General features: G+C 71.5%; 12 protein-coding genes. 9 read left to right on the forward strand and 3 right to left on the reverse strand.

All coding sequences use genetic code 11. From position 1 onward, the window contains the following. The first annotated feature begins 27 nt into the window (after window positions 1-27). Window positions 28-1,875, forward strand: a complete 1,848-nt coding sequence (locus AB0F88_RS27785; RefSeq protein ID WP_362690112.1) for an antibiotic biosynthesis monooxygenase — start codon at window positions 28-30, stop codon at window positions 1,873-1,875. An 88-nt stretch (window positions 1,876-1,963) separates the two neighbouring features. Here AB0F88_RS27785 and AB0F88_RS27790 read toward each other — a convergent pair whose 3' ends face one another. After that, the gene (locus AB0F88_RS27790) at window positions 1,964-2,212 is read right to left on the reverse strand and encodes a glutaredoxin family protein (RefSeq protein ID WP_362690115.1); all 249 of its coding nucleotides are present in this window, start codon (window positions 2,210-2,212) and stop codon (window positions 1,964-1,966) included. Window positions 2,213-2,505: 293 nt separating this feature from the next. Here AB0F88_RS27790 and AB0F88_RS27795 point away from each other — a divergent pair, with 293 nt between their 5' ends. From AB0F88_RS27795 to hemL, 7 genes are all read left to right on the forward strand, one after another. After that, window positions 2,506-3,213, forward strand: coding sequence for a redox-sensing transcriptional repressor Rex (locus tag AB0F88_RS27795; protein WP_362690118.1), 708 nt, complete (start codon window positions 2,506-2,508; stop codon window positions 3,211-3,213). Between the two features lie 379 nt (window positions 3,214-3,592). Further along, a complete protein-coding gene (locus tag AB0F88_RS27800) occupies window positions 3,593-4,933 on the forward strand; it encodes a glutamyl-tRNA reductase (protein WP_362690121.1) in 1,341 nt (446 codons plus the stop codon). Next, window positions 4,930-5,850, forward strand: a complete 921-nt coding sequence (gene hemC, locus AB0F88_RS27805; RefSeq protein ID WP_362690124.1) for a hydroxymethylbilane synthase — start codon at window positions 4,930-4,932, stop codon at window positions 5,848-5,850. The genes AB0F88_RS27800 and hemC overlap by 4 nt, the downstream gene beginning before the upstream one ends. Beyond that, the gene (locus AB0F88_RS27810; RefSeq protein WP_362690127.1) at window positions 5,847-7,427 is read left to right on the forward strand and encodes a uroporphyrinogen-III synthase; all 1,581 of its coding nucleotides are present in this window, start codon (window positions 5,847-5,849) and stop codon (window positions 7,425-7,427) included. The genes hemC and AB0F88_RS27810 overlap by 4 nt, the downstream gene beginning before the upstream one ends. 371 nt (window positions 7,428-7,798) lie before the next feature. Further along, window positions 7,799-8,785, forward strand: coding sequence for a porphobilinogen synthase (hemB, locus tag AB0F88_RS27815; protein ID WP_362690130.1), 987 nt, complete (start codon window positions 7,799-7,801; stop codon window positions 8,783-8,785). 193 nt (window positions 8,786-8,978) lie between these two features. Next, window positions 8,979-9,620 carry a bifunctional DNA primase/polymerase gene (locus AB0F88_RS27820; protein ID WP_362690133.1) on the forward strand — a complete coding sequence of 214 codons (642 nt, stop codon included), beginning with the start codon at window positions 8,979-8,981 and terminating at the stop codon, window positions 9,618-9,620. A 134-nt stretch (window positions 9,621-9,754) separates the two neighbouring features. Next, window positions 9,755-11,053, forward strand: coding sequence for a glutamate-1-semialdehyde 2,1-aminomutase (gene hemL, locus AB0F88_RS27825; RefSeq protein WP_362690136.1), 1,299 nt, complete (start codon window positions 9,755-9,757; stop codon window positions 11,051-11,053). Between the two features lie 419 nt (window positions 11,054-11,472). Here the strand turns inward: hemL and AB0F88_RS27830 are convergent, their stop codons facing one another. Together AB0F88_RS27830 and AB0F88_RS27835 are read right to left on the reverse strand one after the other, a co-directional pair. Continuing rightward, entirely contained in the window at window positions 11,473-12,066 is a 594-nt protein-coding gene (locus AB0F88_RS27830; RefSeq protein WP_362690139.1) for a Uma2 family endonuclease, read from the reverse strand. Window positions 12,067-12,108: 42 nt separating this feature from the next. Further along, entirely contained in the window at window positions 12,109-12,990 is an 882-nt protein-coding gene (locus AB0F88_RS27835; protein ID WP_362690142.1) for an EamA family transporter, read from the reverse strand. Window positions 12,991-13,064: 74 nt separating this feature from the next. Between AB0F88_RS27835 and AB0F88_RS27840 the strand changes: the two genes are divergently transcribed. After that, window positions 13,065-14,063, forward strand: a complete 999-nt coding sequence (locus AB0F88_RS27840; protein ID WP_362690145.1) for a LysR family transcriptional regulator — start codon at window positions 13,065-13,067, stop codon at window positions 14,061-14,063. Window positions 14,064-14,083: the final 20 nt, after the last annotated feature.

Here is a 14,083-nt window from a genome sequence, read left to right on the forward strand (position 1 = left end):
GTAATGTCCGGCAGCATTGGAGACACCATGGAAGTCCTCGTCGCTGTCATCGCCTTCGCCGGTGCATTGCTCGCAGCCATCGCCACCGGTGCTCTCGTCAGTCGCCTCCGCAGTGAGCCCAAGGGCTGGCTGATCGCCTGGAGCATCACGACGGCGTCTCTCTCGGTCTCACTCGGAGTAATCGCCACCGGTTATCTGATCGGATTTGGGACAGGCACGTTCCGTATTTATCAACTGACCGGATCCATGCTGGCGCCCTTGTGGCTGGCCGTCGGGGTCATCCAGTTGATGGCCCGCAAGGGCGCGGCCAGGTTCTCCTCCTGGCTCCTGGGGATCGCCCTCACCGTCATCGCCACGGTGATCCTGGCGGTCGACCCGGTCCTGCAGGAGAAGGACTTCGCCAAGGCCCTCCCGCTGGGCAGCCGCCACTGGAACCTGCCCCCGGCCTACCTGCTCGGGGCCGTCCACGTGATCGTCGCGCTCGTGCTGCTGGGCGGGCTGCTGCTGGCGGTCCTCCGCTGGCGCGGCGGTGACGACTACGACGCCGACAACATGCACGCGCTCCTGGTGCTCGGCCCCACCGGCCTCGCCCTCGTCGGAGCCGTCAGCTTCGCGGTGTCCGGGATGTTCACCGCGCTCCTGCTCTTCGTCACCGCCGCCGCGGTCTGGTACGCCATGCTCCGCCCGCTCGCGCCCTACGAGGACGACGACGAGGACGCGGACGACGCGGACGACGAATGGGAGGACCGCCCCCCGCGGCCGCGCCGCCCCGAGTACGAGCCCCGCGACGTGCAGGTCGCCGGCCGCCGCGTGACCCCGGAGAGTCCCCGCGCCCTGGCCGAGGACGCGCCCCGCCGCTCAGGCCTCGGTGACCTCGTGGCCGAGTACCGGGCGGGTGAGCAGGACGTCGACTACGCTGCGCGCATGCGGCAGCAGCAGCCCTCCCCGCCCGACGACAGGTTCGGTGGCCCCGCCACGGGGATGTTCATGGCGGGTGAGTACGGCATGCCGCCCGCCGACCAGCCGTCCGGCGGTGACCCCGGCAGGCACGGCGGTGATCCCGGCAGGCAGCCGCCGGTCACCGGCCAGTTCGGCATGCCGGGCGTGCCCGGCCCGGCGACCGGTGAGTACAACATCCCGGCCCACGAGTTCGGCAGGCACGGCGCCCCCGGTTCCGGCAGACCGTCGGGCCCGGGCACCGGCGAGTTCGGCAGGCCCGCGGGCACGGGGGAGTTCGGCAGGCCCGGCGGGACCGGCGAGTTCGGCAGGCCCGCGGGACCGGGCACCGGCGAGTTCGGCATGCCGGGCGTGCCCGGCCCCGGCAGGTCGGGAAGCCTCCAGCCGATGCCCGCCGACCAGGCCTTCGGCGGCGCGCCCTCCCCGGGCTCCGAGCAGGGGCGCGGAGGCTCCCGAGGCTACGACCGGGGGGGCTCGCAGGGCTACGACCCGGCGTTCGGCGTCACCCCCTCGACCGGCGCCATGTATCCGGGCGGGCCTGGTACGCCGGGCGGGGCCGGTGACCTGCCGGGAGGCTCGAACCGCCCCTCACCGAGTATTTTCGGTCTGCTGACGGTCTTCACCCTGATCGACGGCACCGGCGAGAGATTCGACCGGCTCGCGGAGGAGACCGTCGAGGCGGTGCGCCGCTCCGAGCCGGACACGCTCGTCTACACGTGCCACTCGGTGAAGTCGGCGCCTCTCCAGCGCATCGTCTACGAGCTCTACCGGGACGAGGTCGCCTACGGCGACCACCAGCGCCAGCCCCACACGCAGCGCTTCGTCACCGAGCGCCAGACGATGGTGCTCGCCACCAATGTGATCGAACTCACTGTGAACGCCGCGAAGGTGATGCCGCTCCCGACCGCCTTCAGGTAGTGAGCGGCGCGGGTGGCCTGTCAGCCGGCCACCCGCGGCGCCGACGGGCGGGGCGAGTCCTTCGGGCGTCGAGGGCATCGAGGGCGGCTCAGGCGTCGAGGGCGGCGCGCAGGCGGTTCTCGTCGACGCGCCAGAAGTCGTGCTGCACCCCGTCGACAAGGGTGACGGGAATCATCTCCCAGTAGCGGGCCTGGTCCTCCTCGGAGGCCGTGATGTCGCGCTCCTCCCACGGGACGCCGAGGTCCGCGGCGACCCGCTCGATCACCGCCCGCGCGTCGTCGCACAGGTGGCAACCGGGTTTGCCGAGCAGGGTGATGCGATGGTCTCGCGGTGACATGACCGCCACGGTAGCCGAACCGCGGCGGCGCGCCGGCCCTCGCGGCGAGGTGTGAGGATCCGGCCCGGCGGACGGAAAGGCCCGGTGGCGACGGGGCTCGCGCCCGCCGTACACGCAGGTTCAGGGCCTGGTGAGGGGGCGGACGAGGGACCGGAGGGGGGCGCGGCCAAGATTGTGAACACTCACTTTGTGCATCGGTTCACAAAAGGACTAACCTGAATGACAGTGGTTTCACCTCGTCATCCGTCGCGTCCGGGCCGCGCCGGCCGCCTGTCCCCCTGGAGTTCCGGCACGTGATCCGCCGTCTGTCCCAAGCCCGCGAACGCGGCATTCCCGAGGCGACCGTCGCCCGGCTGCCGCTCTATCTGCGAGCGCTGAACGGCATGGCCGAGCGTGGCCTGGCGACCGTGAGCTCGGAGGATCTCGCCGTCGCGGCGGGCGTCAACTCGGCCAAGCTCCGCAAGGACCTCTCCCACCTGGGGTCGTACGGCACCCGGGGGGTCGGCTACGACGTCGAATACCTCATCTACCAGATCTCCCGTGAGCTGGGTCTCACCCAGGACTGGGCCGTCGCCATCGTCGGAGTGGGTAACCTCGGGCGTGCGCTCGCCAATTACGGCGGGTTCGTCTCCCGCGGGTTCAGGGTCGCGGCGCTGCTCGACGCGGACCCCGAAGTGGTGGGCGACCACATCGCGGGATTGAATGTGGAGCACATCGACGAGCTGGAAGCCGTGATAAGGCGGCGGGGAGTGTCGATCGTGGTGCTCGCGACACCGGCCGTGGCGGCCCAGCAGGTGGCCGACCGGGTCGTCGCCGTAGGGGTCACCAGCATCCTGAACTTCGCCCCCGTCGTCCTTTCCGTGCCGGAAGGCGTCGATATCCGTAAGGTCGACCTGTCGATTGAATTGCAGATCTTGGCGTTCCACGAGCAGCGCAAGGCGGATCGGATGAGTGGGGGGCCCGCGATGGCCGAGGAGTGGCCCGAGGCGGTGGACTTGTGAAGAGGCACGGCGCACGAGCCGGCGGGCACGCTGACGGGCACGGTATCTCCCGGATCTCCCGGCCTTCCCGGGCGACCATGACGCTTTCCCGGACGACCGCGACGTCCCGAACGACCGCGACGAGCATGACGATCACCATGACGATGGCGCGTATGAGGACGAATACGGAGACAGCGAGCACGAGTACGGCGAGCATGAGCAGGGTGACCAGTAGTGCGGCGAGCGCCGCGGCCCCGGCTCCGGCCGGACACCTCTCCTCTCGCCGCTCCGGAGCCTCTCGTGGCTCACGGGCCTTCCGGGACTCATGGGCCTTCCGGGACTCGGGAGCCCTTCGAGGTTCCGGAGCCTCCCGGAGCGAGCGGAAGGCGGGAGAGGGCCGATGAGCGTTCTCGTCGTCGGCCTGAGCCACCGGACGGCACCGGTGGCCCTGCTGGAACGGGTCTCCGTCTCCGGTGACTCGCTGGTGAAGCTGCTCCAGGACATCCAGCAGGACGTCCACGTCGCCGAGAGCATGGTCGTCTCGACGTGCAACCGGGTCGAGATCTACGCCGAGGTCGACCGGTTCCACGCCGCGGTGACCTCGCTCTCCCAGCTGCTCAGCGCCCACTCCGGCGTCTCCATGGAGCAGCTGGCCTCCCACCTCTACGTGCACTACGAGGACCGTGCCGTCGAGCACCTGTTCTCGGTCGGCTCCGGCCTCGACTCGATGGTCGTGGGAGAGGGGCAGATCCTCGGCCAGGTGCGTTCGGCGCTCAGGCTCGCCCAGGAGGAGGGCACCCTCGGCCCGACGCTCAACGAGCTCGTCCAGCAGTCACTGCGGGTGGGCAAGCGATCGCACACCGAGACCGGCATCGACCGGGCGGGTGCCTCCCTCGTCGGCGTGGGGCTCACCCTCGCCGAGCGCGCCCTCGGCCCCCTCCAGGGGAAGCGGGCCCTGGTGGTGGGCGCGGGCTCGATGAGCGCCCTGTCGGCCGCGACCCTGCAGCGGGCGGGCGTCACCGACATCGTGGTGGTCAACCGGACCCACGAGCGCGCCGTGCGGCTGGCGCAGACGGTCGGCGGCAGGGCCGCCGGATTCGGCGACCTGACGGCCGAGCTGGCGGAGGCCGACCTGGTCATCTCCTGCACCGGCGCCACCGACGTGGTCATCACGGCGGACATGGTGACCCCCCACGAGACGTTCCTGCTGGACCTGGCCCTGCCGCACGACATCGACCCCGCCGTACGGCGGCTGCCCGGTGTGACGCTGGTCGACCTGGAGTCCATGCAGGAGAGCGAGGCCGACGCCGGCACCGACGACGGCGGTCGCGCCGAGGCGGTCACCGCCGTGCGCGGCATCGTCGCCGAGGAGGTCACCGCCTACCTGTCGGCCGAGCGCGCCGCGCGCGTCACGCCGACCGTGGTGGCCCTGCGGAGCAAGGCGGCCCAGGTGGTCGAGGCGGAGCTCGGACGGCTCGTCGCGCGGGTCCCCGATCTTGAGGGGCGCGTCAGGGACGAGGTCGGCCAGACCGTCAGGCGCGTGGTCGACAAGCTGCTCCACGAGCCCACCGTGCGTGTGAAGCAGCTGGCGGAGTCCCCGGCGGGCGATCATTACGCGGAAGCGCTGCGCGAGCTGTTCAATCTTGACCCGAAGGTGCCCGAAGCGGTGAGGCGCATCGAGACGATCGACGCCGAGCCGGGTAAGAACACCGAGCCGAGCAAGAAGGAGGCAGGCCTGTGAGCGGTGTTTCTTCTTCGCTCCGGCTGGGGACCAGGCGGAGCGTCATGGCGACGACGCAGTCGGGCCTGGTCGCCGCCCGCCTCACCGAGCTGACCGGCGCGGCCGTCGAGCTGGTCGGCGTCACCACCTTCGGCGACGTGACCAAGGCCGACCTCACCCAGCTCGGCGGTACGGGGGTCTTCGTCAGCGCGCTGCGCGACAAGCTGATCGAGGGCGAGATCGACTTCGCGGTGCACTCGCTGAAGGACCTGCCCACCACGCCCGACCCGCGCGTGGTCATCGCGGCGATCCCGCCGCGCGACGACCCCAGGGACGCCCTGGTGAGCGTCGCCAAGCTGGCCGACCTGCCGCCCGGCGCGAAGATCGGCACCGGTTCCCCGCGCCGGATCGCCCAGCTCCGGATGATCCGTCCTGATCTTGAGTACGTGCCGATCCGCGGCAACGCCGACACCCGCATCGGCAAGGTGACCTCCGGCCAGCTGCAGGGCGTCGTGCTCGCCGCCGCCGGACTCGGCCGGCTGGGCCGCGACTCCGAGATCTCCCAGATCTTCGAGGTCGAGGAGATGCTGCCCGCCCCGGGGCAGGGCGCGCTGGCCGTGGAGTGCCGCTCCGACCGCTCCGACCTGGTCGAGCTGCTGAGCGTGCTCGACGACGCCCGCACCCGGGCCGCGGTCACCGCCGAGCGCGCGGTGCTCAACGCCCTGGAGGCGGGATGCGCCGCCCCGGTGGGCGCGTACTCGGCCGAGAACGGGCCCGATCTGATCCTTACCGCCGCTGTCGTCGCCGTCGACGGCAGGCGCGCGGTGCGCAAGTCCACCGCCGGAAGCTCTTCCGCGCCCATGGATCTCGGTCGCGACCTCGCGGCCGAGATGATCGCGGAAGGGGCCGGCACGTTGATAGGGGAGCGAGCACATTGAGCTCCGGAAGTACCACCTTCGAGCGCCCGTCCGGGTTCGTCGCCTTCGTCGGCGCGGGGCCCGGCGATGAGGGCCTGCTCACGCTGCGTGGCGCCGACCTGCTTTCCAAGGCGGACGTCGTCATCCTCGACCGGGAGGCGTACGGCCCGCTGCTGCGCCACTGCCGCGAGGACGTCGAGATCGTCGACGTGGCCGAGGACGGCGCCGTCTCGCTGAAGGTCGTCAAGACCGCCAAGGGCGGCAGCGGCGTCGTGCGGTTGTGCGCGGGCGACCCGATGTTCTTCTCCTCGATCACCGAGGAGGTCGCGGCCTGTGCCAAGGCGGAGGTGGACTTCGAGATCGTGCCCGGCGTGCCGCCGGCGACGGCGGTGCTCACCTACGCGGGCATCCCCGCCGCGGTGTCGGTGCCCGAGTTCCGGGTCGTGGACGCGACCCAGATCGACGACTGGTCCGCGTACGCCACCGGGGCGGGCACCCTGGTGATCTACAACGGCGTCGCCGAGGCCGTCCCGATCGGCAAGGCGCTGATCGCGGCGGGCCGTCCCGACTCGACGCCCGTGGCGGTCAGCAGCGCGGGCACCACCACCGAGCAGCACACCGTGGTGACCACGCTGGGCCGGCTCGCGCCCGATCTCAAGCACGCGGGGATGGCCGAGCCCGCGCTGATCGTGGTCGGCGAGGCCGTCGGCATGCGCGACCGGTTGTCGTGGTTCGAGACCAAGCCGCTGTTCGGCTGGCGGGTGCTCGTGCCCAGGACCAAGGAGCAGTCGGCCAGCCTGGTCGAGCAGCTGCACTCGTACGGCGCGGTGCCCGAGGAGGTCCCCACGATCTCCGTCGAGCCGCCGCGCACCCCGCAGCAGATGGACCGCGCGATCAAGGGCCTGGTCACCGGACGCTACGAGTGGGTCGCCTTCACCAGCGCGAACGCGGTCAAGGCCGTGCGCGAGAAGTTCGAGGAGTACGGCCTGGACGCCCGCGCGTTCGCCGGGCTCAAGGTCGCGGCCGTGGGCGACAGCACCGCGCGGGCGCTGGTGAGCTTCGGCGTCAAGCCCGACCTGATGCCGTCCGGCGAGCAGTCGTCGGAGGGCCTGCTGGCCGAGTGGCCCCCGTACGACTCGATGCTCGACCCGATCAACCGGGTGCTGCTGCCGCGCGCCGACATCGCGACCGAGACGCTCGTGGCCGGGCTGACCGAGCTGGGCTGGGAGTGCGACGACGTGACCGCCTACCGGACCGTCCGCGCCGCGCCGCCGCCCGCCCCGACCCGCGAGGCCATCAAGGGCGGCGGGTTCGACGCGGTGCTGTTCACCTCGTCGAGCACCGTCCGCAACCTGGTGGGCATCGCGGGCAAGCCGCACAACGTCACGGTCATCGCCGTGATCGGCCCGCAGACCGCCAAGACCGCCGAGGAGTTCGGGCTCCGCGTCGACGTGATGGCCGACAAGCCCTCGGCTTCCGCCCTCGCGGCGGCGCTGGCGGAGTATGGTGCCAAGCAGCGGCAGGCCGCCGTCGTGGCGGGGGACACCCCCCGCAGGCCCTCGCAGACCCGGCGGGGAGCCCGGCGCCGCGCCAAGTAACCTTGAAAGCGGCACCGTACTTCTGAAGTGGCGCCCGCCCGCGCACGACGGGCGGGCAGGCCGCGTCCGACGCCCCGGCGAGCGCCGCGGGGCGTGATCGCCGCTACGAGGATCGGTGTCGCGGCCGGCACCGTGTCACGCCGGCCGGCACCGCGTCACGTTGACCCGTGTCGTGTCACGCCGGTCGGCAACGGGTCACGTCGACCGGTGTCGTGTCACGTCGACCGGTGTCGTGTCACGTCGACCGGTGTCGCGGTCGGCATCGCGTCACGTTGATCGGCACCACGCCGCGTCGAGCGGTGAGCCAGGAACACACACCGAGCTCCTCCGGCCCGCAGTTCCCCTACCGGCCGGGGAGAGGGGGAGACAGCATGACGGCCCAGTTCCCTGTCGCGCGCCCGCGCAGGCTCCGCCGTACGGCACCGATGCGCAGGATGGTGGCCGGGACCCGGCTGCACCCGGCGGAGCTGGTGCTGCCGATGTTCGTGAAGGAGGGCATCGCCGAGCCGAACCCGATCGGCTCGATGCCCGGGGTGTTCCAGCACACCCGCGACTCGCTGCGCAAGGCCGCCCACGAGGCCGCCGAGGCCGGGGTCGGAGGGCTGATCCTGTTCGGCGTCCCCGCGGTGAAGGACGGCCGGGGATCGGCGGCCGACGACCCGGAGGGGATCGTCCAGCTCGCCGTCGCCGACCTGGTCGCCGACGTGGGCGACACGATGGTGGTGATGACCGACACCTGCCTGGACGAGTTCACCGACCACGGGCACTGCGGCATCCTCACCCCGGACGGGGAGGTCGACAACGACGCCACCCTGGAGCGCTACGCGGCCTCGGCGGTGGCCCAGGCGCGGGCCGGATCGCAGGTCATCGCGCCGAGCGGGATGATGGACGGCCAGGTCGCGGCGATCAGGGCGGCTCTGGACGGCGACGGCTTCGAGCAGATCCCGATCCTGGCGTACTCGGCCAAGTACGCCTCGGCGTTCTACGGCCCGTTCCGCGAGGCGGCCGAGTGCGCTCCCCGGTTCGGCGACCGCAACGCCTACCAGCAGGACGCGGCGGGACCGGTCGGCGAGGCGCTGCGCGAGGTGCGGCTGGACCTCGACGAGGGCGCCGACGCCGTCATGGTCAAGCCCGCGCTGGCCTACCTCGACATCCTGCGCCAGGTGCGCGACGCCGTGGACGTCCCGGTGGCGGCGTACCAGGTCAGCGGTGAGTACGCCATGGTCGAGGCCGCGGCGGCGAACGGCTGGATCGACCGGGATCGGGCGATCATGGAGTCGCTGGTCGCGATCCGCAGGGCGGGGGCCGACATGATCCTCACCTACTGGGCGACCGAGGTGGCCGCGAAACTGAGATGAGACCGACGGCACGTGCCGAGAACTGGAGGTTCGTCGCTTGGTGGAGAAGCGTGTGCGTTAGAGTGCGATAACCGGTGCGGATGTGTCCCAGGTGGCGTAGACCCTGGGTATTTGACGTTCTTCACTGACCAGAGTGTGGACAGGTCGATCGCATCCGGGTGACACGCGGGATGCGCGGACGACGGAGGACACAATGGTCGGGGTACCGATGGTTCGTCGAAGTAGACGGCATGCTCATCCGAAGCAGATGATCAACTCTGTGCTGGAGTACGCCGCTCTGGGCTGGGCGAGCTGTCCCGGCGCGAGGCCGCTGAAGGGTGGTTCTCGCTCCTGTTCCTGCGACCGGGTCGGCTGTCCCGACCCGGGAGCCCACCCGCTCTCGCGGGCCTGGCAGATGCAGGCCACCACCGACCCCACCCTGCTCACCAACTGGTGGCGGTACGAGCCCGAGGCGAACGTGGTCCTTCCCACGGGGCGGGTGTTCGACGTCTTCGACGTACCGGTCGCCGCGGGGCGCACCACCCTCGCGAACATGGACTCCGCGGGAGCCGCCTCGGGCCCGGTCGCCGTCAACGGCGACCGGGCCCTGTTCTTTGTGGCCACCAGGAACGCCTCCGACGACGAGGACGAGTGGTGGACCTGCGCCCTCGACTTCGGTCCGTCCACCATCGAGGAGATGCCCGGCCTGCGCTGGCACTGCCGCGACAGCTACGTCCTCGCCCCGCCCTCGCTGCTGCCGACCGGCGGGTCCGGCTCATGGCTGCGCCCGCCCGACGGACGCCCGCTGCCCGACCCTCTCCGCGTCCTCGACTGGCTCGCCGACACCTGCGAGTGAGCCGGTCGTCGTCACCGTGCGCGAAGGGTTCCGCGCAGGCCGTCCTGCCGTGCCGGGAGTTCCGGTCAGGGCTGACAGGGGATGCCCGGACGGGACGGGCGGAGGCTCGTCCTGCGGTGACTACCCTGTAGGGCGTGAGCCGTACTGATAACTCCGAGGCCCTGTTCGCCCGCGCACGCGAGATCGTCCCCGGGGGCGTCAACTCCCCGGTCCGAGCCTTCGGCGCCGTCGGCGGGACGCCGCGCTTCATGACCTCGGGGCAGGGCCCCTACATCACCGACGTCGACGGCAACCGCTACGTCGACCTGGTCTGCTCGTGGGGGCCGATGATCCTCGGCCACCGGCACCCCGCCGTCATCGAGGCCCTGCAGGAGGCGCTGCGCGACGGCACCTCGTTCGGTACGGCGACCCCCGGCGAGGTCGAGCTCGCCGAGGAGATCGTCGATCGGGTGGAGCCGGTGGAGAAGGTCCGCCTGGTCAGCTCCGGTACCGAGGCCACCATGTCCGCCGTGCGGCTGGCCCGCGGGTTCACCGGCCGGTCCAAGATCGTGAAGTTCGCGGGCTGCTACCACGGCCACGTCGACGCCCTCCTCGCCTCGGCCGGTTCCGGCGTGGTGACCTTCGGCCTGCCCGACACCCCCGGCGTGACCGGCGCCTCGGCCGCCGACACCGTGGTGCTGCCGTACAACTCGGTCGAGGCGGTCACGGAGGCCTTCCAGACCTTCGGCGCCGACATCGCGTGCGTGATCACCGAGGCGTGCCCGGCCAACATGGGCGTCGTCCCGCCGCTCGACGGGTTCAACGCCACGCTGCGCGAGCTGTGCACCGCGCACGGCGCGCTGCTGATCGTCGACGAGGTGCTCACCGGTTTCCGGGTGTCGGAGTCCGGCTGGTACGGGCTCGACCCGGTCGACGCCGACCTCATGACCTTCGGGAAGGTCATGGGCGGCGGCCTGCCCGCCGCCGCGTTCGGCGGGCGCGCCGACGTGATGGCCCACCTCGCGCCGGAGGGGCCGGTCTACCAGGCGGGCACCCTGTCGGGAAACCCGCTGGCCTGCGCGGCCGGTCTGGCCACCCTGCGCGCCTGCGACGAGGGGGTCTACGACCGGGTCGACGCCGCGGCGCTGGTCATCGGCCGCGCCGCCGCCGACGCCCTGTCCGCGGCCGGGGTGCCGCACCGCCTGCAGCGCGCCGGGAGCCTGTTCTCGATCTTCTTCACCGACGAGCGGGTCACCGACTTCGCCGGCGCCCAGAAGCAGGACACCGCCGCCTACCGGGCGTTCTTCCACGCGATGCTCGACCAGGGCGTCTACCTGCCGCCGTCGGCGTACGAGGCGTGGTTCCTGTCCTCCGCCCACGACGACGAGGCCCTCTCCCGCATCGCCGACGCTCTTCCGGTCGCCGCGAAGGCCGCCGCTTCTGTTTCTGGTTAGCGGTGCGAGTGTTCGTTCAAAGAGGATTGGACGGGCTCGGGCTCGGGCTCCGGTGAGAGCTTTGGTAGGTGCGCGCTCCGGTGGGTGGGTGCTCCGGGCGGCCGTCGTTGGTGACCGTCCGGTGCGTCAGGCCTCCGGCCTGGCGGGCGCGCTGGTTACGGATTCTTATAAGCCGCCCGGAACACCCACCCACCTCCGCACACGACCGGCCTCTCCGTACCTCGTGCGGTCCGTAGTCGCTTTCTTACGGGCCGCCCAGTGTGCGCTGGGACGCTGAAGCAATCCGTACGGGGTCGTTCGGGGTTGTTCGCCGTAGCTGAAGCGCCCGTGCGGGAAGGAGCGCAGGGCTCGCTCGCCTTGGGCGCTCATAGGCCTGTACGGGGGGACGCGCCGCTGACGGCCTGGGCTGAGCTGGGTGTCTATCTGGGCAGGTCGCCGAGGTCGACGGTGATCGGGAAGGGCACCGGGACGGTCAGCCGGTCGTGGTGGATGCCGGTGAGTGCGTACGCGTGGGTGGCGGGATCGAGCTCGTAGACGTAGACCACGGGGGAGCCGCCGCTGTTCTCCACCCGCCAGAAGTGCGCGATGCCCGCTTCGGCGTAGCGGGAGGGCTTGGTCTTGCGGTCGCGGTCCTCGGACTCGGGGGAGACCACCTCGACGGCGAGGTGCACCTCGCCGGGGATGTAGAACGTCCTGTCGTCGTCATCGGCGGCCTTCACGTCTATGGCCATGATGTCGGGGCAAGGGCGCGTCCGGTGTCCGAGTTTGACGTCCATCCGGGTTACGACCGCGAGGTATCCGGGAGCCTGGATCTTCAGGCCGGTCGCCAGGCCGGTCAGGACGCGCTGGTGGAAACGCGTCTGGGGAGCGGTGAAGACGAGTGCTCCGTCGATCAGTTCGACGCGTTCGAAGAAGCCGGGTTCGCCGTCGGGGCCCTCGGAGAGACGGTCGAGGTCGTCGGCGGTCCAGCCTTCCGGGGGCGGGGACGGCCAGTGGTCGAGGGCGGCATCCATGCCGGTCACCGTAGCTTCCGGCTCCGTTGTCCGTCGGGGGATTCACACTCTCTCCGCTTCCGGTGCCCTGTCCGCAGGGGCGGTCTTACGGGCTCGGGTGCTCGCGTAGAGGACGCCGGAGATGATCAGGACGGCGGCGGCGAGTTCGGCGGGGGAGATCGGCTCCCCGGTGAACAGGGCGGCCGAGGACATGCCGAAGACCGGGACGAGCAGGGCCGTCGGGGCGACCACCGAGGCGTCGTAGCGCTGGAGCAGGAAGCCCCAGATGCCGAAACCGCCGAGGGTGGCGACCAGTGACACGTAGAGCACCGACAGGCCGCCCTCCACCGAGAACTCCAGCCGGGGAACCCCCTCGACCAGCAGGGACAGGGCCGTCATGGGGATGGCCGCGACCCCGCAGACCCAGACCATGAAGCGGAACGAGTCGGGCGGCGCGGCGTTCCTGACCGCGATGTTGCCCGCGCTCCAGAAGAACGCCGCGCCGACGACCAGCAGGAACGCGCCGATGGGGCCGCCGGTGCCCAGGTCGGCGGCGATCAGCGCCAGACCGGCGAACGCGACCGCCATGCCGGTGATCCGCCGCCGGGTGAGCCGTTCCCTCAGCAGGGCGACCGCCAGGACGGCGGTGAAGACGGCCTGGACCTGGACGACGAGGGAGGTCAGCCCGGCGGGCATGCCCGCCCGCATGCCCGTCAGCAGCAGGGCGTACTGGCCGATGCCGAGGGTCGCCCCGGCCACGAGCACCTTGCGCCAGGGCACCCCAGGGCCGCCGACGAGCAGTACGGCGGGGAAGGCGGCCAGGAGGAAGCGCAGCGCCACGTAGAGCAGCGGGGGAAAGGACCGGAGTCCCACTTCCATGACCACGAAGTTGAAACCCCAGAGGGCGGTGAGGGCGACGGCGAGGAGGAAGTGCCGGGTACGCATTCATCAATCGTCGTTTCCAACGATATTTCAGCACAAGTGAGACTTTCTTCCTCGTCTCGTTTAGGGTTGCTTACATGTTGGATCTCAACCGGCTCAAGGCCCTGCACGCGGTCTCCGTCTACGGCTCCGTGGGCGCCGCGGCCGAGGCGCTCATGGTGACCCCCTCCGCGGTCTCCCAGCAGCTGGCCAAGCTGGAACGGGAGACCGGAGCGACCCTGCTGGAGCGCAACGGGCGCGGGGTGCGGCTGACCGACGCGGCCGGGCTGCTCGCCGACCACGCCGAGCGCATCCTCGCGCTGGTCGAGACGGCGGAGGCCGACTTCGAGGCGCTGCGCGGCGAGGTCGTGGGGCGGCTGAGCATCGGCGCCTTCCCCACGGCGGCCCGGGGCCTGATGCCCGCCGCGCTCGCCCTGCTGCGCACGCGCCACCCCGACCTTCGCCTCCAGCTGATGGAACGTGAGCCGGAGCGGCAGATCCGCGAGGTGGCCAGGGGCGAGCTCGACCTCGCGGTGATCCAGGACTGGATGAACCGCCCGGTGGCGATCCCCGAGGGGTTGTCCCGGGCCACGCTCTTCGACGACATCGCCGACGCGATCCTGCCCGCGTCCCACCCGCTGGCGGATCGTCCCGAGATCGAGCTCGCCGAGCTGTCCGGGGAGCAGTGGATCAGCTCCTCACCCGGCACGATCTGCCACGACTGGCTGGTCTACACGCTGCGCTCGGCCGAGCTGGAGCCGGACATCACCTGCATGACGGACGAGTATCCGACCCAGATGGCCCTCGTCGCGGCGGAGCAGGGATGCGCCATCATTCCCCGGCTGGGCCGCGACTTCGTTCCGCCGGGCGTGCGGGTCGTCCCGATCCGGTCGCGTCCGACGCGCAGGATCTACGCGCTCTGGCGGAGCGACGCCGCCCGCCGCCCGGCCATCCGGGCCGCGGTCGAGGCGCTGAAGGCCGTCTCCGCCGACTTCCGCGGCCCCGTGTCCGAGCCCGCGCGGCCCGCCGAGCCCGTGGCGGTCCCGGTGACGGCCCCGACGATGGCCTCCCCGGGTGGCCCCGGCCTTTCCGGGTGACGGCTCCGGCGGCTTCCGGG

Origin of the sequence: Streptosporangium sp. NPDC023963 (genome assembly GCF_040639135.1) — a bacterium.
Lineage (GTDB): Bacteria > Actinomycetota > Actinomycetes > Streptosporangiales > Streptosporangiaceae > Streptosporangium.